Here is a 20,150-nt window from a genome sequence, read left to right as displayed (position 1 = left end):
CTACACCCTGCTCGGTTAGACTGCGGCTGAAGTAGGGAACCAATCCGAAACAGATCGAAGCAATAAGGACGCCTATTACCGCAACTGCGTGGGGGATGGACGGTCGATCTTTAGCAGATGTATTTGCCATAGTCTGGAGCTAACACGCATTTGCGATTTCGTCTCAAGAGATTCGACAAACGACGGATTAGTTGCGTACTACGAAACAGCAAAGTCTCCTTGTAAACGTCCGCTGCGGGCTGCGACCAGCCAATTATGCAAACAGCAGAGAACGACTGCATCGATGAAGATTTTCTGATGCGGGCCAGAGTGCAAGGTTTGGACTGGGGCCGACCGTGGCCCGCGTTGGAAAATCTCTCAGGGAGGAAGCCGCGGGGTCTTGGCGCGACCTATGGGGAAAGCGCGTTTTCGGTTGGAGGCGAGGCCGCAATTGGTTCCTGCCGATAGAGGGCAAAGCCGGCGGTTTCCGCACCGGGGCATTTCCTTCTGGATGTACTTGCTTCTTGTGACAGCGGAATTGCACGGTGTGTTCGACCTATCGGAGCGCCGAGCACAAGGCGGTCGGATCGGTGTGGCGGAGCCAACCGGTTTGGGATGGGTTGGATGAACAGGCGTTCTGTCATGCAGCCCGCCTTCTCGGCGGGGCGCGAGATCGCGGAACCTCGCCGCGCCGGAATGTCTCGATGATGCGCATCGGCCCGCCGCAATCCGGGCATGGCTCGCGCAGGGTGAGCGGTACGATCTCGGTCGTGGGTGCATCGTCCTGCCTGGTCGGTTCCGCACCGAGCAATGTGCGGATCTTCGCGATATTGCGCTTGCGGGTGCCGCTGGCGAGCAGCCCGTAATGACGGATGCGATGGAAACCGTCTGGCAGGACATGCATCAGGAACCGGCGGATGAACTCGTTTGTGTCGAGCCGCATGACCTTCATGCGGTCACCCCGTTTGATGCGGTAGTCCTTCCATCGGAACGACACGGTGTCGGCACTGGCACTAACAAGGCGGTTGTTCGAGATCGCGACACGGTGCGTGTATCGGCTGAGATAGGCCAGTACCGCTTCGGGTCCGCCGAAGGGCGGTTTGGCATAGACCACCCATTCGCACTTTCGGAACGGGGACAGCCATTTGGAAAAGGCATCAGCGTCCACCAATCGAGCCAGATCTCCGAATAAGGCAAGCTGACCGGTCCTATGCAGCGCCATCAGCCCTTCGACAAACAGGCGGCGGAACAGCCGTGACAGAACCCGCACGTGCAGGAAGAAACCCGGCTTGCACGCGACCCATCGGTGGCCTTCGGGCGACAGCCCACCACCGGGCACGATCATGTGGATGTGGGGGTGGTGCGTGAGCGCTGATCCCCATGTGTGCAGCACACTGGTCATGCCAATGCGGGCGCCAAGACGCTTGGGATCAGCGGCGATGGTCATCACCGTTTCCGCCGATGCCCTGAATAGCAGGCTATAGACCACCCGTTTGTTCCAGAGGGCGATCCGCGCAATCTCGGCTGGCAGAGTGAAGACGACGTGGAAATACTCGACCGGCAGCAGGTCCTCGGCCCGCGCGGCCATCCAATCGCGCGCGGCTGGTCCCTGACACTTGGGACAGTGCCGGTTCTTGCAACTGTTATACGCGATGTGCTGATGGCAGCATTTGGTGCAAGCGGCCACATGCCCGCCGAGCGCCTCTGTTCGACAAGCCTCAATGGCCGACATCACCTTGAGCTGGCTCAGGCTGATATGCCCTGCATTGGCCTGCCGCCACGCGGGGCCGTATCTGCGGAATATGTCAGCGATCTCCAGCCTCGCGCGGGGCAAGGCTCGCGCCTTACCCCGGTCGCTTCTTCCGGGTCTGAAGGTTCAGTTGTTTGAGCGCTTCAAACGGGCTGGTGGTGTCCCGGATCATCTTGGTGGCGACTTTGGTGTACTGGGCGGTGGTTGTCAGCTTGGCATGGCCCAGGAGCACCTGAATGACCCGCACATCCGTCCCCGCTTCCAGCAGATGGGTTGCAAAACTGTGCCTGAGGGTATGTAGCGTCGCGGGTTTGTTGATCCCGGCCATGCGCTTGGCGGATGTGAATGCCCGGTTCAATTGACGGGGCGAGATCGGGTTGATCTTCGGCTTGCCGGGAAACAGCCATCCTTCGGGCCGGGCCTCGCACCAGTAGTCCCGCAGAAGACTGAGCAGATCGGGCGACAGCATGACCTTGCGGTCCTTCCGCCCCTTGCCCTGCACGACATGGATGAGCATCCGGTCGCTATCGATATCGCCAGTCGTGAGATTGCAAACCTCGGAAGCTCTCAAACCTGCACCGTAGGAAATGCTGAGCGCGGCGCGGTACTTGAGCCCGGGCCCGGGTGCCACCGCCAGAAGCTCGGAAACTTCCTCGGCGCTGAGCACCGCGGGCAGTTTGCGCGGCTGCGTGCGGAACTGCATGTATCGCTTCATCTCCTCGCGACCACAGGTCATCGAGAAAAAGAAGCGCAGGGCGGTAATGCGCGAGTTGTAGACCGAGGGCGTAACCCCGGCATCCGTCATGTGAAGTTGGTATGCGCGAAGCTCTTCCGTTGTCGCCGTATCGGGGGACCGCCCCAGAAACCCGGCGAAATCCTTCACCGCCCGGATGTGCGCCCGCTGAGATTGGTGCCCCAGACCCCGAATGCGCATATCTTCGATCATCCGCTCCCGAAGCGGGGTTGTTCTCTCCTCTGTCATTGAAACCTCCTGTGTCGACTGAGAAAGCCTCAATCGTCAGACAGGTTCGTCAGTTCACAAAATGCGCGACGTCAGGAAAAATGCGAAACATCAGCCACAAGCGCCATTGCCGCGCGAGCGGCTTCGTCCTCGAGCCCGAAGCGGACACAGTTTCTTTGAAAGAAGATCGAGCATTATGCGGTATCCAAAAAAACCGAGCGCGCGATACAGCGAACCTTACTGGGACTTCGCTGGGATGTTCTGCGAATAGTCTTTTCACTCGTCCACAACACGAAACTCACCGGAAGGCGCATCAGTAGGTGGTTCCTCAAACTCATTGGAAATCAGACCGCGGCGGATGAGTTCTCTAATGGCGGCCGCTCTGGATGGCAGTCTGTTCTCGAACCGCCAATCATCAATGGCTTTAAGCTCTTCGAGGTCGAGCATCAGTTGCAGTTTTTCCGTGCGCTTTGGCGGTCGATTTTGATCAGACACTGGCATGACCTCAGTAGCTTACGTCAGTTACTCCAAGCATGTATGGCAATGGGCCTGTGTGTCTACATCAATCTTGGCATGTTGTGCCGGATACCCAGGATCATGAAGCGCCCCATGATGTGTCGGATACCTAAATTAAGTATATGATTTTATTTGAAATTTTATGAATCGCTCTTAGGTTTACTCCGCAAGCAACGAAACGGAGTGAAAATGATACAGCAAGTCTTAAAGTCTGAAGTTCAGGAAGAAACCAACGACACAGGCATCGACAAGAACGCCTGGATCGCCAACGCGGTGACGGAAGTACTGGCCGATACCATGGTCCTGATGGTGAAAACACAAGGCACACATTGGAACGTCGTGGGCCCGCTATTCCTGCCGATCCATGAACTAACAGAGCGTCAGTATCGCGACCTGTTCGAAGCTGCGGATGAATTGGCCGAGCGTGTGCGTGCGTTGGGTCAGGTGGCACCGATCTCGTTCACGGACATGGTTAGCCAAGCCAAGCTGACCGAAGAAGAGACGGTTAAAGATGCAGAGGGCATGATCAAACAATTGGTCGCAGACAACGAAGCGATTGCTCGGAACCTGCGTGAGACTACCGCGACCGCAGCCCGTTATGGCGATGGAGCTACAGAGGATCTGATGAACGCCAGGATGGCGAAGCATGAGGAAGCTGTCTGGATGCTCAAGGCAATTGTTGCGGCCTAATTGGCGGCTCCCCTCGATTTGAACCAAGGTTTGCGAAGAAAGGAAAAACGATGACACGTGTTGGGTACGAGAAAAAGGCACAGCTGCAACTGGATAGTTGGAATGCCCAGATTGATGTTCTCGAAGCCAAGCTGAAGGTGGCCGAAGCGGACGCCAAACTCGAGCTCGAGGAGCAGCTCAGCAAGCTCTACAAGGCAAGATCTGACGCAGAGGCTCAACTGAATGATTTGAAGTCGACTAGCGACGAGGCCTGGGAAGATGTCAAAAAGGGCTACGAGGCTGCATGGGGCGATATGCAGAGTGCTTTGAAAAAAGCGGCCGACCGGTTCTCGTAGAGCTGTGTTTGTGAACAAAGCTCGTGTCGTAAATGGAGACAGGAATGCAAACACCTAGAGAATTAGTGAGGTACTTTCGTGGGTTCCTAACTATCCCTGCCGCCATTAGTCTTTCAGGGCTTTTGGTGGCTGGGATTGTCTTCAAGACGGAGCAAGCGCTCGCGAGTTGGGGTTGGTCCGCTTCCGATTGGCTGAGCGTTTCTAATCGTACTGCGAGCGATGTACTAAGCGCAATCTCGGCAGCATCCATGTCCGCGTTGGTCATGGTCTATTCCATTGTTTTGCTGGTCTACACCTTAGCAGCCGGATCAATTGGGCCCAGGCTCTTGCAGCGTTTTGGCGAAGACAGGGTAAATCAGATTGCAGTTGGCTCACTTGGAGCGACGTTTTTATACAGCTTGTTGATCTTGTGGCTGATACGCGATGACACATCCGTAAATTTGGCCGTTGCGATTGGAATAGTCTATTCGATCATCTCAGTTCTTTTGCTGTTGCTCTTCGTTCATACAGTATCGACGCGCGTAACCATTGATCAGGAGGCGGCGCGGATTTCTGGGGCCTTGGATCGCCAAGTCAGCACCGCAATCGAAAACAGCGCAGATACTCCATCTTCAGAGGCAGTCCCTGAGGAGGGAGACAAGCGCCAAGTCTTGGCTTCGGGCACTGGATATGTGAATTCGATCAATACCGAAGGTCTAGTGAGTGCGGCCAAGGAAGCCGGAGCAGTCGTCGTTTTTGATGTGCAGCCAGGAGACTTTATGGTTCCATCGGACACTTTGGCCAAGGTTTATGGTGATAGTGACGAAAGTCTTAATGATCTGGTGCAAGCGGCAGCTCCGTTAATCTCCGCGCGAGATCCTAATGGCGATATCCGCTTTTCTGTCCATCTTCTCGTTGAAATCGCACTTCGGGCGTTGTCACCGGGTGTCAACGACACGTTTACCGCAATAGTCTGCATCGACCGACTGTCGGCGTCTCTGGCTCGAGCGTGGTCGTCAAAGCTCTGCACGGGTGTGTATCGGGATGATGACGGAAACGTACGGGTGGTTTACCCGTCCATCACGGCTGAGGCACTGTTTCACGACTCTATGCCAGCTCTAAGACGCGCTGCCCGGGGTAATGGCCTCGTAACGGCCGCCCTTATTCGCGCTTTGGTGCGCATCGCAGAGGCAGCTCCAGAAGAAGATTTGCTGGCTGTTGTAGATGAACTATCTGCGGTCAGAGATGAGACCCGAGAAAGCGATATGCTTGAGCGCGATATTGATAAGTTTTGTGGCCAGGTCGAAACCGCAATTGAAGGGTTTTAGTCAACCGTCCTGGACAATTGCAGTCCAGTGCGGCTGGGGGGTGGTTTGTGAGTGGGCCATCCCCCAACTTATGGAAAAGTGCTCTTCAAAAGGTCTTAGTTACATTTCAACGAAAGGTAGTCAGTGAGTGGCGAAACCAAACGGCTACTTTGTCCGCATGGCAGGCACTAAGCCGTTAGAACTGCGTCAATGTCCTTCTGAATATGTCAGATGACTGTTCTTAGCCCAAAGCGGACCCACCCTTTGGAAACAGATAACATTTCCGTGGCATGAACTAGGGACGCGTTGAAAATCGACTGCGCAAGAAAATGTAACTTTGGTTGGAGGCGCTAACCAGGACATTACCCGGGCGGATATCTACTCAATGTCTCTTGTATCATATTTCGCGTATTGACGTCGTTGTGGAAAATCCTATCGGCGAGAAACTCGGACGGAAACTCAGGCCATGTCCCGTGCATTTCAGCGACGAGCCGTCGTGCTTCTTCTGAATTTCCCAACTGATCGTACGCAACGGCTTGGAATAAGAGCGAAGGAGCACTGACTGGCGCTCCGGCAGCTGGTGCGCCCTGGAAGACTTCAACAACATTTTCGTAGTTCCCGAGCATAAGTTGCGAAACGCCCCAGATGTTTCTCGCACCAAACCTACCAGAGCCAGATTTGGGCCTCTCCGGGTTGCTAACCTCGGCAGCAAGTTCCGGGGCGTTAGCCAAGATGGCGGTGATACCTGCAAGGTCGAGAATATGGCCATCATTCGGCGCCAGTTCGACGGACATTCTTGCGTACTTCAATGCCTCGTTTGGCTGGTTTTTGACAGCCAGCACCCAACCATTTGCGCCGTTTGCCCATGCATCGACGGGGGACAATTCAAGCCCTATTCCAGACATTTCTGAGGCTTGGTTGAAGAGATCCTCCCTTTGTGCTTCATCCGGCGACAACACTGCTAGGATCGCCAGGACCTGCGCTGATCCAGCGTAGCCATCAGACAGAGCCGGGTCGAGTTCCATCGCGTGCTGGAACATTCCCAGTGCTATTTGCTGACGTTTGACATCAAAAACGGGAAAAAACATGCCTCGGGCTTGGTCCGCAAGGTTGGCAGCCTGGAGTCTTGTCAATGATTGTTCACCAAGCGCCACACGTTCTGCTTCTTCGATGGATCGAGTTGTTGGCACAACCTCCCTGTTATCTTGGCTCGTCCAGATTCCAAACACAGCGACTAATGCAAGAACACCCAGTCCGGCTGGCAGCAGTTTCAGCGAACGCCGACGCTCATCAGGCTCATCGCTGTCCCACGCACTCGATGTGCGATCTTCATTTGTAGGTACGTATGAAAACCGCGGCTTGTATCCGCCGGAGTCAACAAAGATGCGAACTCCATTGCCGTCCCAGTGATCCTCGTAGAACTGATGCAAAAGACGACGCAGTCGCCTAGCCTCAACGCGAACCAGGTTTTGACCACCAGTACCATCTATGCGCCGTCCATAGACCTCAACAGCGATAGCTTTACCTCTAATCTGATTGCTTCGACCAGATAGAGATTCCTCGACTATGTAGGTGAGAAATTGCGTGAGTCGGGGTGAAGCTTGAAACCCGTCGCTTGATACAATTCGACTCAGAGCTTCCCGGATGAGCTCCGGAGAAGGCTGTCCAACATGTTGATTTATTAGCAATTCGTTGGATTTGTTCAATGTCAACTCACCCCCAACTCACGGTGACTCACTTGGCCTTTGCGGTCAACCGCACTCATCTTGATTTGAGAATAGATAGTGGGTGTCGGGATTTTTCCAGTGACGGTGGACCTGATTGAAGAAATTCCAGAACTTTCCGATGTTTTGTCTAGGCGCATCGAAACGGACGCGCTTCTCGGCGAGGTCATCGAAGACCTGAAGAAAGCATCTGCGTTTTCGAAAGACGCATCGATCACGGCCTCAGAGCGCGCCGAATGGGCCCACATCAAATCTGAACTCATCAACGAGCTTCGCCGGATATTGAAGCGCAAACTGTGAGATACTTTTAACTGAGGACCAATCCATGACCAAGGAAGACAATAGAAAAGACCAGGACGACAAACAGGCTCAGGCGTCAGACCAAATTGAAGACCCGTCGCGGCGGAGTGTTCTAAAGGGCTTGGCTACTGGAGCGGCTGCGACAGGGGCAGCTGGGTTTGCGGCAGGAAGCGCCGAGGCCCACGAAGGAGACGGCCCTCTAGGAGAAACACTCAAAAACCCATATGGAGGTCGACCCGCAGGCGGCATATCTTTGCCGGAGTACTTCCGTCCTACGAAGTACATGACTGGTTCAAACGCGAACTATTTTCCACTGAGTGAGGAGTTGGGGCCAGATGAGATGCGAATCTCATTCTGTGGCTCAACACCATATCCGCCGCGCGAAGATCAAGCGGGCACCTGTATTATGGTCGAGCTGGGTAACGGAAAAAGGTTCTTCTTCGATTTTGGATCCGGTTGTGTGCGCAATATCATTGCCATGCAAGTGCCGGGGCAGCTGATCAACGACATCTTCATCTCTCACCTGCATGTCGACCACTATGCCGACATTCCGTATATTTACCCCTTCCGTGCCTGGTCGGGTGGCTACACGCCACTACGCATCCATGGGCCGTCAGGTCGAACGCCCGAGCTTGGCACAGCTGGAATGGTCAAAGGCATGCAACAGATGCTCAAATGGCATCTGGAGGCCTTTGATGTTTTCCCGATTGGGGACGGCTACGAGATCGAAGTCAATGAATTCGATTTCCGCCAGGAAGGTGGTATTGTTTATGACGAAGACGGTGTGACTGTTCGGTCTTGGCCGCGAAGTCATGCCAAGGACGGTGCGGTTGGTTATCGGCTCGATTGGAATGGTCTGAGCTTTGTTTGGACCGGCGATGGTCGCCCAGATGAGCTTTCACGAAAATACGGCGAAGGCGTTGATGTCTTTGTAACCGAAATGTCGGGGCAGGATATTGGTCAGTTGATGACCTACAAATACGGTATCCCACAAGATCTCTTTAACTACACTATCGATACGCATCACACCTCCCACTATGCCGTGGGTAAGCTCTTTGCTGACACAAGGCCGCGTTTGGGAATGGTGACACACTATACCCAGGATGAAGACATCGACGCTGAAATGCTGGCTGGTATTCGCGCCCACTATGACGGTCTGTTCCAATGGGGTCTCGATGTAGCCGTTGTGAACGTGACCAAGGATGCAATCTGGTACAGGAAAGCTGCACTGCCCGGAAAATCCGGTACAGTGCCACCATTTCGTGAACTGGCTGCGGCGGCCGAGGCCGGGCGTATTGAGCTTCCGGATGAAATCACATTACCGAACCCAAGACTCACCCGAGCAGATCAGCAAGACCAGAAGTACCGTGATATGGAGATCGATCCACGCGAATACTACCCAACTGACGTTTTCCGAGCACCCGGCGGGGACTGGCCGCAGGACTTTACCATCAAAGTTTCGGATGTAATCGGCTCGCGTGATGAAGACTGATAGGAGATCGAACAATGATTGAATTTGGTTCGACTTCTGCGATCCCCGTAACGATCCTTACCGGCTTTCTAGGAGCCGGTAAGACAACACTTCTGAACCGCATCCTCACCGGTAATCACGGATTACGAGTGGCAGTCCTGGTGAATGACTTTGGATCCATTAATGTAGATGCTGATCTCGTGGTTGGCTTGGAAGATGACGTAATGAGTCTGGCAAACGGCTGCGTGTGCTGCTCGATCCGTGATGATCTGATCGAAACCGTGGAAGCCGTTCTCGCCCGACCTGAGAAACCGGAATACATCGTCCTTGAAGCAAGTGGAGTGTCGGATCCATCGTCAATCGCGATGACATTTACAGATCAAAAGTTTCGGGACATGATCCGCTTGGACAGCCTCATGTGTCTTGTCGACGCGGAACAACTATTTGCTGCACCAGAACAAATGGAACTAAAGCTCCGTCAAATTGCGTTTTCGGACATGGTTATTTTGAACAAGGTCGACCTCGTCGACAGGGCGGCTGTTCAAAGGGTGCACGATTGGCTCGGATCTCGCTTCCGTCGATATCGCCTGGTCGAAGCTGTAAACGCAGACGTCCCACTCGACATACTTCTTTCTGTTGGTCGCTTTGCCGCCGAACAACTCGAAACGGAAATACCTGATCACCATGAACATGGACCAGATTGTGGTTGTCATCACTCTGATCACTCAGACAGCTTCTCAACAACTATGATGAAAGCTGAACGCCCGATAAGCCTATCCTCTCTCAGGAGTGCAATTCGGAAGCTTCCGGGTGACGTTTATCGTCTCAAGGGTTTTGTTTTCAGCGAGGAGGATCCAGATCATCGCATTCTTGTTCAGGTGGTTGGAAAACGTATGGACATCGCACGGGATGGTGCTTGGGGTGACCGCAAACCCGAAACAAGGCTTGTCGCAATAGGCGCACCGGGGGCGCTCTCCGAGGATGTGCTTTCGGACACGCTTATGGAGACAGTCTGAAAGCCAGTTTCGACCAAGTATTTTGGCTATAAGTCAACCATGTTGGATAATTTCATCCAGTTCGGCGGGGGACGATGAGTAAGTGGACCGTTCCCCAACTTATGCCACCGGATCTTTTGGACAGGCTTAGCTTCAGGGAGCGGCAAAATCACAATTTAGCAGCAAAAATAAGCACCTACCTTGTTTTCATCGCGGTCACTGAACCACTACCGACTGGCGTCGGTAGGATCGGCGATGTGATTTTCGAGGTATTGCAGGACAATGTCCTCGGTGATGGCGCCGTTGGTGGTTGAGAAATACCCCCTGCCCCAGAACCGACGGCCCCAATAGCGCCTGCGCAACGCGGGAAATTCCCTTTGCACCTTGTGGGACGAACGGCCCTTCATCCTGCGCACCAGATCGGAAATGGCGATCTTCGGCGGCACCGATACGAACATGTGGACATGATCGGATGACAGCACCCCGCGCAGGATGTCGACCTCGTTCTCGCGGCAGACCTGCCGAATGATGTCGCGCACCCGCAGGCGCACCCGGCCGGTCAGCACCTTGTAGCGGTATTTCGTCGACCAGACGATGTGGTAGCGGTGGTAGAAAACGCAGTGCTTGCCAGTGTCATACTGCATGACCTTACCCTCTGGAAAATGAGCCTTCCGACCGGCTGCGGCTCATTTTCCAGAGGGTAAGGTCATAGCACGATTCTTCGCGCTGAAGCAGTCCGACTGGAAGTCGGAGGGTTTGCTCCAATGCGTGGATACTAAAACTATTTCCTAGAATAAGTGGACTGAGCTGGACGAGAACTTTCAGAATTGCCTGAACGAGGCGGTTTCCTGGAAGGCTGTTGGCATCGGGAGAACGGCGATATGTTTCGAGACATCCATGCCTTATAGTTCGAGTTTTTTGGCGTTTGTAAGTGCGATAGGGAACTTGCGCTGTTTCGGAGGTTAATTGATGCTCATCGTCTTATGTCTTTACTTCGGCTTGATTTGGTTGGTGTTTTCCAAGCTTAAATGGCTCCCGTGGAACCGGTTTTGGAAAACGGTTATCTACGCTGGCGCAGCAGCGATTGCTCTTGTAGTAATAGGAGCTCTTAATCACACGACACCCACTGGTCCAGTTTCAGTTCAAGGGATTGAGACAAACATTACACCTAACGTATCGGGAACAGTTGTCGAGGTAGCTGTTGAGGCCAATCAATCGGTTAGCAAAGGCGATCTACTCTTCAAAATTGACCCTGACGTATTTGCCTCTGAAGTATCACGCCTTGAGGCTTCTCTAGAAACGGCGAAGTCTTCTGCAGACCAATTGGTGACTGACCTCGCCGCAGCCGAGGCAGAAATCGAGTCTTTGAATGTCCAGCTTCTCTTCGGACAGAAGAGGCGCGATGATATCCTTCAGTTAGAAGAACGAGGCGCATCGACAACTTTTCAACTTCAAGAAGCCGTGGCAACGATTGATCAACTAGCCGCTAGTATCCGAGCAGCTCAAGCGCGCAAGAAGGGACTAGAGCGTCGAATTGCTGCTACTATAGATGGTCGAGACGCCGCAATTGTCGAAGCTGAAATGGCGTTGGAACAAGCCAAATGGAGTCTTGAAGAGACAGAGGTTCATTCACCAGGAAATGGTGTCGTTTCTGCTGTTACGCTACGACCTGGAAACCGCGCCACCACTTTTCAAGGTGCGATAACCTTCATTGATCCATTGGATTTCGCCATTGTAGCCTCCCTCCCGCAATCCAGTCGTCAAAATGTGAATATCGGAGACGAAATCAGGTTGGCGCTGCGTACGCGGCCGGGCACGGAGCTCTCTGGCACCATTGTTGCTTTGCCGGTCGGCTCCGCCGAAGGGACACTGGATCTGCGTTCAGGCCTTCCTTCAATACGAGAGCTAACCGGTATTTCAAGCTACCCGGTACTGATCGAATTATCTGACAGTTCCGATTTCGAAGCTCTACCATTTGGTACATCTGGAACAGCGTTGGTAGTGACTGAAAAAGCAGGTGCAATTGGGGTTCTTGCCGAAATCCTATTCTGGGTATCTAAACAGCTGAATTATTTGTGACTGGTAATAGGTGTCATGCTGCAACGAATGGCAGAAATGTCCGCGTCTCGATTGTCGAATCCGCACGCAGCGAAAGGGCGGTTCAGATTCAGCCAGGTTCGGCACGGTTGAGCGGCCGCTTTGGGAAAATCCGCTGCGCCGCCGCAATTTTTTCGCTGCAAAGGCGAGGGTTTTCTGCACAAGCAGTAGCTGCCCGAGCAAAAGGCGGGTCTGTCCGCGTCTGGTGAGTTCGTGCGATGTGCAGCGAAGGATCACTATACTGCCAATCCGGAATAAAATCCTTACCGCCCTGTTCTGCACTCAGCCTGAATCGACCCCCAGTTGGGCCAACAAAGAAAAGCCGCCCTGGGGCGGCTTTTTCATTTGCGATGCGTGGCACTCAGTTCTTGCCAGAGGCCCGGCGCATTCGACGTATACACCTGCTCATGATCTTGGTGCGCTCGGCTCGCAGATCCTTCAGAGCTTGCTCTTTCCGCTCGATCCGGACGTGCAGCTTAGCAAGACGGATTATCTCCCGCTTTTCCGCGAACCGGAGCCATGCAGCCCGAAGCCCGAAAACACTATCGGGCGACGGCTTGATGACCTTTTCGGGGGGCGGGTTGTTATGCCCCATCATCGACGCAATCTGTGCAGTTGAAGGCACTGCACAATGGTTTTGATTTGTAGCCAACATCATTCGCCTCCTGCAACAGAAGCAACAGACGATGGACGGACGGCCTGGACGACACATTGTTCCAATCCAGCAATCTCAGCATTCCCGGCAACGCATTTCACCACGGCAAGCCGCCACTGAGTAGTGAGGCGCTTTTCTGTATGTGCTTTCGTCGCGTACCAAGTCCCTGCGACGGCGGCGAGCAAGATCAGAATGCGAACGATCATCTATCATGTCCTCCGTGGTTAAAGGCTGTGACCGTCATCTTCATGGACGTGGGTGGCCTGTTCGCGGGTATGGGCAATCTCATGTACCACGGCGGCAATCTTGCTGGATGAAACTTGATGCAGCTCACCAACAACGGCCTCGGCGCGCTCGTAGCTGTCCGGAACGCCTTGGCTGTTGAAATGGGCGGCAGCGGTGGAAATGTCCGCGTCTTTCCAAGTCGCCGTTGTGCCGACTGAAACGCTGTCATGATCGTTGTAGCGGGCCAGGAACTTGTTTCCGTCGAGACCGAAGCTGTTGGCGGTCGCCACAATGTCATCAGCAACAGTGTGCGCCTGCAGGTCGGTGTCGTATGGGCGCAGTTCAGCAACATCGCCCTTCAGCTCTCCGATCTGGACGTCCATTTTGGCGCGCAAGTGCGGATCTTCGACCTCTCGGGCAAGAGCCTCCATGTTCTCGATAGACTTCACGATGTCTTTGGTCTGTTGTTCGTAGTTCTCGAAACCTGCCTGCCCCAAAGCTGATTGCATATACTGAACGTAGCGATCACCGGGCGACTGGTAGTCATCTGAACCCTGAAAATCCTTGTCACCACTTAGATCCGCGAGCGACGAATAGTAGGGGTGATACAGGTCATATTCCTGAGCGTCGGTCATATGACGGGAAACCAAAGCCTGCATGTCGCCCTGATTAACTGGTTCCCCTGACCTCTCGGCGGCTTCCAGTTCGATCTTCAGTTCTTCGACCAGATCAGCTTGGGCGGTGTGTTCGTCAACACGGCGGTTAGCCTGCTCCTCGATGTCAGCCAGTCGCCCACCAATGGCGGCATTGTCATACCCCAGACTCCGTTGCTCTTTCGTGATGATGTCAATCTGCTCAGAAACACGATCTTCACGCGGGGCGGATTGATCAAGTTTGGAATAGGGTGCGAAGTGTTCGACTTCGTTCAAAAGATAGTCTGTACGCGAAACCATAGTTTTTCCTTTACGAGTTGATGGATAACTCTGTGATGGTCCTGCAGATGGCGTTGGCGCGCTCATCAGGCAGACCGGGTGTAATCCTTATAAGCTGTGTTCGTCATCGTCCTCCAAGCTATGACCGGTATCGTCGCCGCGCCCTTGCAAGAGCGGGTGCGTTGCATGGGCGTGAACGTCCGAAAGTTCCTCAGAGATTGCGATGATCTTGGTAGAGGCTATTTGGTGCAGCTCATCGACAACAGCCTCGGCGCGGTCCTGGCTGTCCGGCAAACCTTGAGCCTGAAAGTGGGCCGCTGCGGTCGAAATATCGTCGCTACGCCATTCCATAGTCGTTCCCAATGTGACGTTGTGATGGTTGCCAAAACGGGCAACAAACGCCTCGCCGTCTAGGCCGTAGCTGCTGGCCGTGTCAGTGACTTCCTTGCGGATCTCGACCCATTGCTCGGCTTGCGGATAATCCAAGGTATCCATCTCAGCGGTGTCCATCAGCGTTGAATAACGCCTGTCCTCCATGATGAAGGCTTGCAGGTCAGGATCGTTGGGCCGCATATTCGCAACGTCGCCTTTCAGCTCACCTATCTGAATATCCATTGAGACGCGCAGATGGGGATCTTCAACCTCGCGCGCCAGTCCTTCCATTTTCTCGATGGACTGCAGGATGTCGGCGGACTTCTTCGACCAATTGTCACTGGCATCCTCGCCCAGCGTATCGCGCATGTAGGCGTCATAGCGAACTGCTGGCGGCGAGTAGTCTTCGGAGGATTGATAGACTTTATGATCGACAATATCAGCCATCGCCGAGAGGGTTCCACCGCTCTCCGCGATATGCTGGTGATCGTCAATATGCTGGATTACACGGGCCTTCAGATCGGGGCTGATTGTTTCCTCATCGCCGCCTAATGCGATGTGCTGACGCAGCTCGTGCATCAGCTCAGGCGACTTGTATTCGGGGCCTCCCGGCTCACCGTAATCATCAAAATGATGGGCCTGATCCAGTAGATGTTCCATTCTCGATACCATAGGTTCTTCTCCTTCAATGAGCTTGATGGCAAACTCTTCGATCCTTTCGCTGATGGCGTTGGCGCGCTCATCAAACAGATCGGACATTCTTGCGATGGATAAAGTCATCACATCCGCAGCCCTGTCACGGGCCGTAACTTCGACTTCCGGGGTGCTTTCAACAACCGACATACCGGCCTGAACTTTCCACGTGTCTGTCTCCACTTCCTGCCGCAAACCGCGCTCAAGGCGGGTCGTCGCGGTCAGCTCAATGCCGTATCCTTCGGCAACCTCAACCTGGATGGCGCGCTGAACGTCGATGTTCATCTCGCTGCTCATGCCCATAGCGAGCCACTGCCCATGCTCGACGCCTCGGTTGTTCACAACGATGTGGACATGGGGGTTATCGGTGTCGTTGTGGAACACTGTCAGGTAGTCCCAGGTGTCGCCAAAATCTCTGCTTCCAAACAGACGGTCCGCGAACTCCAAGCCCGCCTCATGCGCGGCGTCCGGATAGGTGCCTTCGGGAAAAGAAACGATCATGTGACGGGTGTAACCGTAGTTGGTTTTCCCGTTGAAATCCTCCGCCCAGGTCTCGATCAAATCCCTGACCTGATCCGCATCAAGCGGGGTCACGCCATTGTCCCGGATGTCCAAGACACCCTCTGCCCGGACGGTCAGGTAACTGATCTGGCGGCGCAGCTCATGGGCGTTGTTCACCCCACCTTTGCGGACGTGTTTCACAACCGCCTCGGGCTTTCCGACCACAGCACCCAGCCGCGCCTTGATGGATGAGGCCCGCGAGATCATGAACTTCATGCGCTTGGCGGTCTGCAGCTGCAGGCTGATCTGCTTGGATCGATCGATACCCTTCTGCGCTTCCCGGAAGGCAAGCTCCAGGAAATCCCCTGCTGTCAGATTGCGAGCCGCGACATTCATACTTCAGATGTCCAATCATCGTCGCGCAAGATCCGGCGAATGGCGGCCTCCGGTTCTCGATTTCGGCGGGCCGCTGTGATCAGCGCTTTCAGGTCTTGCCGGTGCTGGATGATCGCACGATGGAGATTTTCGACATCGCGCCGGTCGTCATCCGTCCAGATCACCGTGCCGCGCTTGGCCGATTTCGCCAGTTGATTGAGGTTGGTGTATCCACCCTGAACCTGCCGCAAGTGCGTCTGCCAGAGATCCACAACAGCGGGGTCAGGATCGAGATACCCGATCAGACGATAGACGAGGCGCTGAATGACCTGGTTCCGGCTTTTGGCTCCGAGGGATTTCACGGCTCTGTCCAGTCGCGCCTTGGCATCGACGGGCATACGGACGGAAAAGTTCTCAGTATCGGCGGTTTTACTCATGGCTCAAAATTAGCTCAGAGCAATTTGTAACGCAATCACCTTATCCTGTCATAATCTCCAAGAGTAAACCGATGTGATTTGAGAAATCCGTATTTTCTCCAATCATGATCGGAGCAACTTTGCTCTTGGAGGCTATTTCCACGCCGGGAAAAGGGTTCCGTCCCTTTTCCAACCAACAGGCGTGGGTGCCGGTGGACTGGCGCAGGGCAATCACGCAAAGCGTGGGCTGCCCGAACAGCGCCCGTCACTTTCCGGCACGTTAAATGCAATCTGCATTTTCCGCGCGCCTGGGCGCGCTCAACTTCCCGACGCTCTGGCGGCGGGTGCCGACGAGTTGGCATTGGCTCTGCCGGTCAGGTCAGAGCGCCAACAAATCGGCTGGGCTTCAGCCGCGCGACCCGACGAGTTGACCGGCTGTCGTTCGTCCGGTCAGGGTGTCTCGGTCGGGATCTTGGCACGGTGGCAGTCGCGCGGCTTCGCGTTGGGTGGCGCGAACGGGGACCGAGCGGCCAGCCTTTACGCTGGCTCTGAACGGACCCGTTGGATAGATGCTGAGAATAGAAGGGTTGAAGATTTTCAGACCGCGTGAAAATCGCACTACCGGGGGTTGTACGCTGTGAGGGCTTGGGATTATCCGTTTGAGCTGGTCCGGATCAACTGCAAGACCTGTGGGCGGTACGGGCAGTACCCGAAAAAGCGGTTCATTGAGCTGGTCGGTGCTGACACGCCGCTGCCCTCGGCGCTCAAGATCATCGCCAAAACATGCGACCGAGAAAAGGACGGGTTGGCCCTGCACAACCGATGCGGCGCGGGCTATCCGGACCTCGCCCGGATGGTCGATGATAGGAAGAACAGGACGCGCTGAAAGGGCGGGGTCAGTCTCGCGCGACGGTCAGTCGGGCAGCACGATCAGCTTCCAAACCTCGATAGTGGCGCGCTGTTCCGCGTGCCAGCAAAACGCTGAAACCGTCGCCACCAAAAGGGCACCGGCAACAGCAATGTCGATGGTGTGATGAACACATTTCTCAAGCATCGGAATCCTCCTTTTGGTGGTTGCAGACCGGGCACGGAATGCCCCGCCGAATTTCGGTATCGGTCATGTCAAAACACCATCCGGCGTCATGACCGCACTGACCGCATTTGAAGTGCCCGCCCTTGGCGGTTCGCCAACCGGGCATCAAACCGGGGGCTTGACCCACATCAGCCGCGTGCATCAAAACGCGCCGCGTTCGGCGCGGTTGATCGAGACCCGGCAAGGTGAACTGGCGGCGCATCTACCCTGCCTCTGGCAGCGGTTCATCCATCCGAGTCTTGAACCGAATGGTGGCGTCTAGCGCCTCATCCCCGGTTGCGGCCTCCGGCACTCCGGGGACCAACCACGTGTCATTCCATGACATGCGGGCGCGTCCATCCAGTTTGCGGGTCAGCTCGTCCTCTGTCCCTTCACCAATACAAATCCCGCCCTCGATGTCGGGATGCTCGGAAAGCTCGATGTGTCCAGATCGGAAACAATGGGCATACATTGAACGGTCCTTTCCGTTTCAGTTTTCGGGCTTCGCCCGGCTTAGTGCTGCCAGTTGTCCCGGCCATATTTGCGGCCAAGAATGGTGATGCGATCCTGCCCGTCGATGGGCACGCTCTGGTGGACAAGCTCACCAAACGGGTTCACGCCGTAGACAGAAACATCGTCGTCGCCAAAACCGTAGATCACGAATTTCCACGGTCCCCGGCCCTGCTCACGGGTTTGAAAAAACCCGTCGAAGTTTCGGCATTCCCAGGCACCGGCCCACCAGTTTGCGCCTGGTGTTCCCTTCTCGCTTGGGGCCATCGGTATCAAATCAAGCTGCTGCATTTCTGCTCTCCATCGGGCAAGTGGCGGGGGCCGCTTTTGCGGCCTCCCGGCTTTGCAAGGTTTCAGTGGGTGGTGGTCTCGGGCTGATAAGGGTCGAGTTGATCAGAACCCGAATAGTCAGAGTAATCGACAAACGCCTCGCGCAGATCGGCCAGAGGGTGATTGTCAAAATCATCGACGCGCTGATCCTCGTCCGGAATCTCGTCCTCGTTGGCCTCATGGATTGCGTGTGTCAGATCCTCGGCAATCTCTTTGAAATCTGTGACGGCAATCGGACCCTCACCGTTGCGGGGATAGTACCCATAGTGAATGTCGCCAGCCATGAACCCTTTGCCGGTCTCGTTGGCGATCTGGCGCGCGATCCGCACAATGTCACGGGGGTTAAACTCGTCGTGTACCGCATCGGCCACAAAACAGGCGTCCTCGTCGGACCCGTCTTTATGCCAGCCGTAGATCGTCCAGAACTCGGCCCATCCAGCTTCACATTGAACTGTTGCCTGTTCGCTTTCGTCGTGACGTACCGGCGCTATGGTGAACCACTCATATTTTTCCAGCGTGTCACCTACCGGCAAATTGTTGAAACGCTCGTGGGCGACTGTGTTGATGATGTTTGCTTGCATGGTCTCTGCTCCGAGTCAGGGGGGATGCGCGGCCCGGATCGAGCCGCGCGCTGTTCTTCAGGCGGCGAGGCTTACGCCCTTCAGCTCTGCCATCTTTTCAGTGAGAGACCAGACGGCCCGGTTCAGGGCTTTGTTCTGGTCGATGCCCTTGACGCCACGGGTGCGCTGTCGGCGTGTGCGGCCATTGGCATCTTTGACACGACCATGCAGCCCGCCCTTGATGACGTTCTCCTGCAGAACATTGCCAACGGTCCACAGATCGGTCAGGCGGTCGGCATTGCGGCGGGTTCTCAACAGGGCGTCAGCCTGAACCGGCGCGGGCTTTCCATCTTCTTTGTGAGCCTCGGGAAAGCGCAGTTCATGCACCACTTCTGCGAACACTTTGCGCTCGGCGTCGTCCAGAGAGATACCTTTGAAGGTTTCAACCTGCTCGGCCACATGGGGCGCATCTTCCAATACAGTGTAAGCGCCTTCGATAACCTCATGAATGGCGTCACCAGAATGGCGCACCTTCACCTCGTTAAAGCTATCACCAACCATCAAGCCGTTGGCGCAGACGAACCGAAAGAACCCCGGCACCATCTGATAGCTGCTGGTTCCATCGTTGGCGTTGACCAAGATGATTTCAAAGGCTTCGCCTTCGGCATTGGTGATCGAGCGGTGACGCAGGCGCAGCATGTGCTTGGTGAACTCGGCTTTGCCTTCAATGCGGGTGTTGGCCTGCTGAGCAAAGAATGGGTCAAACCCTTCCTTGCGCAGTCCGGTCAGAACGTCGATTGTCGGCACCACAACAAAGCGGTCAGACCGGCTTTCGTGGGCTTCGGTTGCGAAGATCGAAGGCACGGCGGCGCGCAGTTGATCGTCGGTCAAGGCTTCCCCTGTGACCAGACCACCGCAGGACATTCCGCTCATATAACGATTGTAACCCATAGAAAAACTTCCTTTCTTTCGTGGCGATGCGGTTGCCGATGTTTCCCGGCTATCCGCTAATGGGCGCGACCTTCTGATCTGTTAGCTGATAGATGGCCCGCATCTATCGGCTGGCAGAACAGGAGGGCGAAGCCCTGCCTGTGGCCTGGGGCGGGACTGTCACGGGGTCGGAGTGGCGAAAAAATGGGAGGGAACCGCGCGCTTGCGCGTGGGAGGAACCGGTTTTTTTGACATGGAGACGACGCGCACCGCGCGGCGCTTGCCCCTTGACCGGCCCGACGCAGGATGCGGGCGGATCGGGATGATGGGACCGGCCTGCCGGTCACAGCAGACCCACTATTGGACAATGCCAGGGCCGGGGTGAGCGCGCTTTAGCGCGTCGATCCCCTGCCCTGTCCAATAATCAATGCGAGCCGCGCGCCTCGCGCGGATCTCCCAGACCTCTTGCTGGCAG

At 55.2% G+C, this 20,150-nt stretch carries 24 protein-coding genes; 9 read left to right on the top strand and 15 right to left on the bottom strand.

All coding sequences use genetic code 11. The features are described 5' to 3' along the window. Nucleotides 1-619: 619 nt before the first annotated feature. The 3 genes from AC2FLZ_RS15490 to AC2FLZ_RS15480 all read right to left on the bottom strand — a co-directional run bounded on the left by AC2FLZ_RS15490 (nt 620) and on the right by AC2FLZ_RS15480 (nt 3,185). Entirely contained in the window at nt 620-1,813 is a 1,194-nt protein-coding gene (locus tag AC2FLZ_RS15490; RefSeq protein ID WP_480496667.1) for an IS91 family transposase, read from the bottom strand. 10 nt (nt 1,814-1,823) lie between these two features. Next, the gene (locus AC2FLZ_RS15485) at nt 1,824-2,711 is read right to left on the bottom strand and encodes a tyrosine-type recombinase/integrase (protein ID WP_170601779.1); all 888 of its coding nucleotides are present in this window, start codon (nt 2,709-2,711) and stop codon (nt 1,824-1,826) included. Between the two features lie 255 nt (nt 2,712-2,966). After that, nucleotides 2,967-3,185 (bottom strand): hypothetical protein, encoded by a 219-nt coding sequence (locus AC2FLZ_RS15480; RefSeq protein WP_152456637.1) that lies wholly within the window; start codon nt 3,183-3,185, stop codon nt 2,967-2,969. Between the two features lie 210 nt (nt 3,186-3,395). Here AC2FLZ_RS15480 and AC2FLZ_RS15475 point away from each other — a divergent pair, with 210 nt between their 5' ends. Genes AC2FLZ_RS15475 through AC2FLZ_RS15465 form a run of 3 tightly spaced genes read left to right on the top strand, consistent with a single transcriptional unit; the run spans nt 3,396 to nt 5,538 of the window. Beyond that, nucleotides 3,396-3,896 (top strand): Dps family protein, encoded by a 501-nt coding sequence (locus AC2FLZ_RS15475; protein WP_496816712.1) that lies wholly within the window; start codon nt 3,396-3,398, stop codon nt 3,894-3,896. A gap of 50 nt (nt 3,897-3,946) precedes the next feature. Next, entirely contained in the window at nt 3,947-4,231 is a 285-nt protein-coding gene (locus AC2FLZ_RS15470; RefSeq protein ID WP_353391507.1) for a sll1863 family stress response protein, read from the top strand. A 44-nt stretch (nt 4,232-4,275) separates the two neighbouring features. Then, nucleotides 4,276-5,538: a DUF2254 domain-containing protein gene (locus AC2FLZ_RS15465; RefSeq protein ID WP_496816713.1), complete on the top strand. Its 1,263-nt coding sequence runs from the start codon at nt 4,276-4,278 to the stop codon at nt 5,536-5,538. Between the two features lie 341 nt (nt 5,539-5,879). On the opposite strand, the gene AC2FLZ_RS15460 is transcribed toward AC2FLZ_RS15465, so the two are convergent. Then, nucleotides 5,880-7,223 carry a tetratricopeptide repeat protein gene (locus tag AC2FLZ_RS15460; protein ID WP_496816714.1) on the bottom strand — a complete coding sequence of 448 codons (1,344 nt, stop codon included), beginning with the start codon at nt 7,221-7,223 and terminating at the stop codon, nt 5,880-5,882. 99 nt (nt 7,224-7,322) lie between these two features. Between AC2FLZ_RS15460 and AC2FLZ_RS15455 the strand changes: the two genes are divergently transcribed. The 3 genes from AC2FLZ_RS15455 to AC2FLZ_RS15445 are packed head-to-tail and all read left to right on the top strand — an operon-like array spanning nt 7,323 to nt 10,028. Beyond that, nucleotides 7,323-7,541, top strand: coding sequence for a hypothetical protein (locus AC2FLZ_RS15455; RefSeq protein WP_170776424.1), 219 nt, complete (start codon nt 7,323-7,325; stop codon nt 7,539-7,541). A gap of 25 nt (nt 7,542-7,566) precedes the next feature. Then, the gene (gene gntH, locus AC2FLZ_RS15450; RefSeq protein ID WP_480439619.1) at nt 7,567-9,033 is read left to right on the top strand and encodes a guanitoxin biosynthesis MBL fold metallo-hydrolase GntH; all 1,467 of its coding nucleotides are present in this window, start codon (nt 7,567-7,569) and stop codon (nt 9,031-9,033) included. 14 nt (nt 9,034-9,047) lie between these two features. Next, nucleotides 9,048-10,028: a CobW family GTP-binding protein gene (locus tag AC2FLZ_RS15445; RefSeq protein ID WP_170513653.1), complete on the top strand. Its 981-nt coding sequence runs from the start codon at nt 9,048-9,050 to the stop codon at nt 10,026-10,028. 206 nt (nt 10,029-10,234) lie between these two features. Here the strand turns inward: AC2FLZ_RS15445 and tnpA are convergent, their stop codons facing one another. Continuing rightward, a complete protein-coding gene (tnpA, locus tag AC2FLZ_RS15440) occupies nt 10,235-10,651 on the bottom strand; it encodes an IS200/IS605 family transposase (RefSeq protein ID WP_496882375.1) in 417 nt (138 codons plus the stop codon). 325 nt (nt 10,652-10,976) lie between these two features. Here tnpA and AC2FLZ_RS15435 point away from each other — a divergent pair, with 325 nt between their 5' ends. Beyond that, nucleotides 10,977-12,086, top strand: a complete 1,110-nt coding sequence (locus AC2FLZ_RS15435) for an HlyD family secretion protein (RefSeq protein WP_496816716.1) — start codon at nt 10,977-10,979, stop codon at nt 12,084-12,086. A 379-nt stretch (nt 12,087-12,465) separates the two neighbouring features. Here AC2FLZ_RS15435 and AC2FLZ_RS15430 read toward each other — a convergent pair whose 3' ends face one another. From AC2FLZ_RS15430 to AC2FLZ_RS15410, 5 genes are all read right to left on the bottom strand, one after another. After that, nucleotides 12,466-12,759 carry a hypothetical protein gene (locus AC2FLZ_RS15430; RefSeq protein WP_496816717.1) on the bottom strand — a complete coding sequence of 98 codons (294 nt, stop codon included), beginning with the start codon at nt 12,757-12,759 and terminating at the stop codon, nt 12,466-12,468. Further along, nucleotides 12,759-12,965 carry a hypothetical protein gene (locus tag AC2FLZ_RS15425; RefSeq protein ID WP_496816718.1) on the bottom strand — a complete coding sequence of 69 codons (207 nt, stop codon included), beginning with the start codon at nt 12,963-12,965 and terminating at the stop codon, nt 12,759-12,761. Before AC2FLZ_RS15425 ends, AC2FLZ_RS15430 begins: the two co-directional genes overlap by 1 nt. 18 nt (nt 12,966-12,983) lie before the next feature. After that, on the bottom strand, nt 12,984-13,937 hold the full coding sequence (locus AC2FLZ_RS15420) for a hypothetical protein (protein WP_496816720.1): 954 nt from the start codon (nt 13,935-13,937) through the stop codon (nt 12,984-12,986). Nucleotides 13,938-14,024: 87 nt separating this feature from the next. After that, nucleotides 14,025-15,878, bottom strand: a complete 1,854-nt coding sequence (locus AC2FLZ_RS15415; protein ID WP_496816721.1) for a relaxase/mobilization nuclease domain-containing protein — start codon at nt 15,876-15,878, stop codon at nt 14,025-14,027. Next, nucleotides 15,875-16,294, bottom strand: coding sequence for a hypothetical protein (locus AC2FLZ_RS15410; protein WP_496816722.1), 420 nt, complete (start codon nt 16,292-16,294; stop codon nt 15,875-15,877). Before AC2FLZ_RS15410 ends, AC2FLZ_RS15415 begins: the two co-directional genes overlap by 4 nt. A 181-nt stretch (nt 16,295-16,475) precedes the next feature. Here AC2FLZ_RS15410 and AC2FLZ_RS15405 point away from each other — a divergent pair, with 181 nt between their 5' ends. Together AC2FLZ_RS15405 and AC2FLZ_RS15400 are read left to right on the top strand one after the other, a co-directional pair. After that, nucleotides 16,476-16,883 carry a hypothetical protein gene (locus AC2FLZ_RS15405; protein ID WP_496816723.1) on the top strand — a complete coding sequence of 136 codons (408 nt, stop codon included), beginning with the start codon at nt 16,476-16,478 and terminating at the stop codon, nt 16,881-16,883. A 27-nt stretch (nt 16,884-16,910) separates the two neighbouring features. Continuing rightward, nucleotides 16,911-17,159 (top strand): hypothetical protein, encoded by a 249-nt coding sequence (locus AC2FLZ_RS15400; protein WP_480618261.1) that lies wholly within the window; start codon nt 16,911-16,913, stop codon nt 17,157-17,159. A 27-nt stretch (nt 17,160-17,186) separates the two neighbouring features. Here AC2FLZ_RS15400 and AC2FLZ_RS15395 read toward each other — a convergent pair whose 3' ends face one another. The 5 genes from AC2FLZ_RS15395 to AC2FLZ_RS15375 all read right to left on the bottom strand — a co-directional run bounded on the left by AC2FLZ_RS15395 (nt 17,187) and on the right by AC2FLZ_RS15375 (nt 19,696). Then, a complete protein-coding gene (locus AC2FLZ_RS15395) occupies nt 17,187-17,327 on the bottom strand; it encodes a hypothetical protein (RefSeq protein ID WP_496816725.1) in 141 nt (46 codons plus the stop codon). Between the two features lie 241 nt (nt 17,328-17,568). Next, nucleotides 17,569-17,817 carry a hypothetical protein gene (locus AC2FLZ_RS15390; protein ID WP_496816727.1) on the bottom strand — a complete coding sequence of 83 codons (249 nt, stop codon included), beginning with the start codon at nt 17,815-17,817 and terminating at the stop codon, nt 17,569-17,571. Nucleotides 17,818-17,858: 41 nt separating this feature from the next. After that, nucleotides 17,859-18,146, bottom strand: coding sequence for a hypothetical protein (locus AC2FLZ_RS15385; RefSeq protein ID WP_170514446.1), 288 nt, complete (start codon nt 18,144-18,146; stop codon nt 17,859-17,861). Nucleotides 18,147-18,208: 62 nt separating this feature from the next. Then, nucleotides 18,209-18,766: a hypothetical protein gene (locus tag AC2FLZ_RS15380; protein WP_480618264.1), complete on the bottom strand. Its 558-nt coding sequence runs from the start codon at nt 18,764-18,766 to the stop codon at nt 18,209-18,211. A 57-nt stretch (nt 18,767-18,823) separates the two neighbouring features. Continuing rightward, nucleotides 18,824-19,696: a DUF932 domain-containing protein gene (locus AC2FLZ_RS15375; protein WP_480774392.1), complete on the bottom strand. Its 873-nt coding sequence runs from the start codon at nt 19,694-19,696 to the stop codon at nt 18,824-18,826. Nucleotides 19,697-20,150 lie beyond the last annotated feature (454 nt).

Source organism: Ruegeria sp. YKSF131, assembly GCF_059612645.1.
Note: the sequence above shows the minus strand (reverse complement) of the source record. Positions and strands in the feature narration are given on the sequence as shown.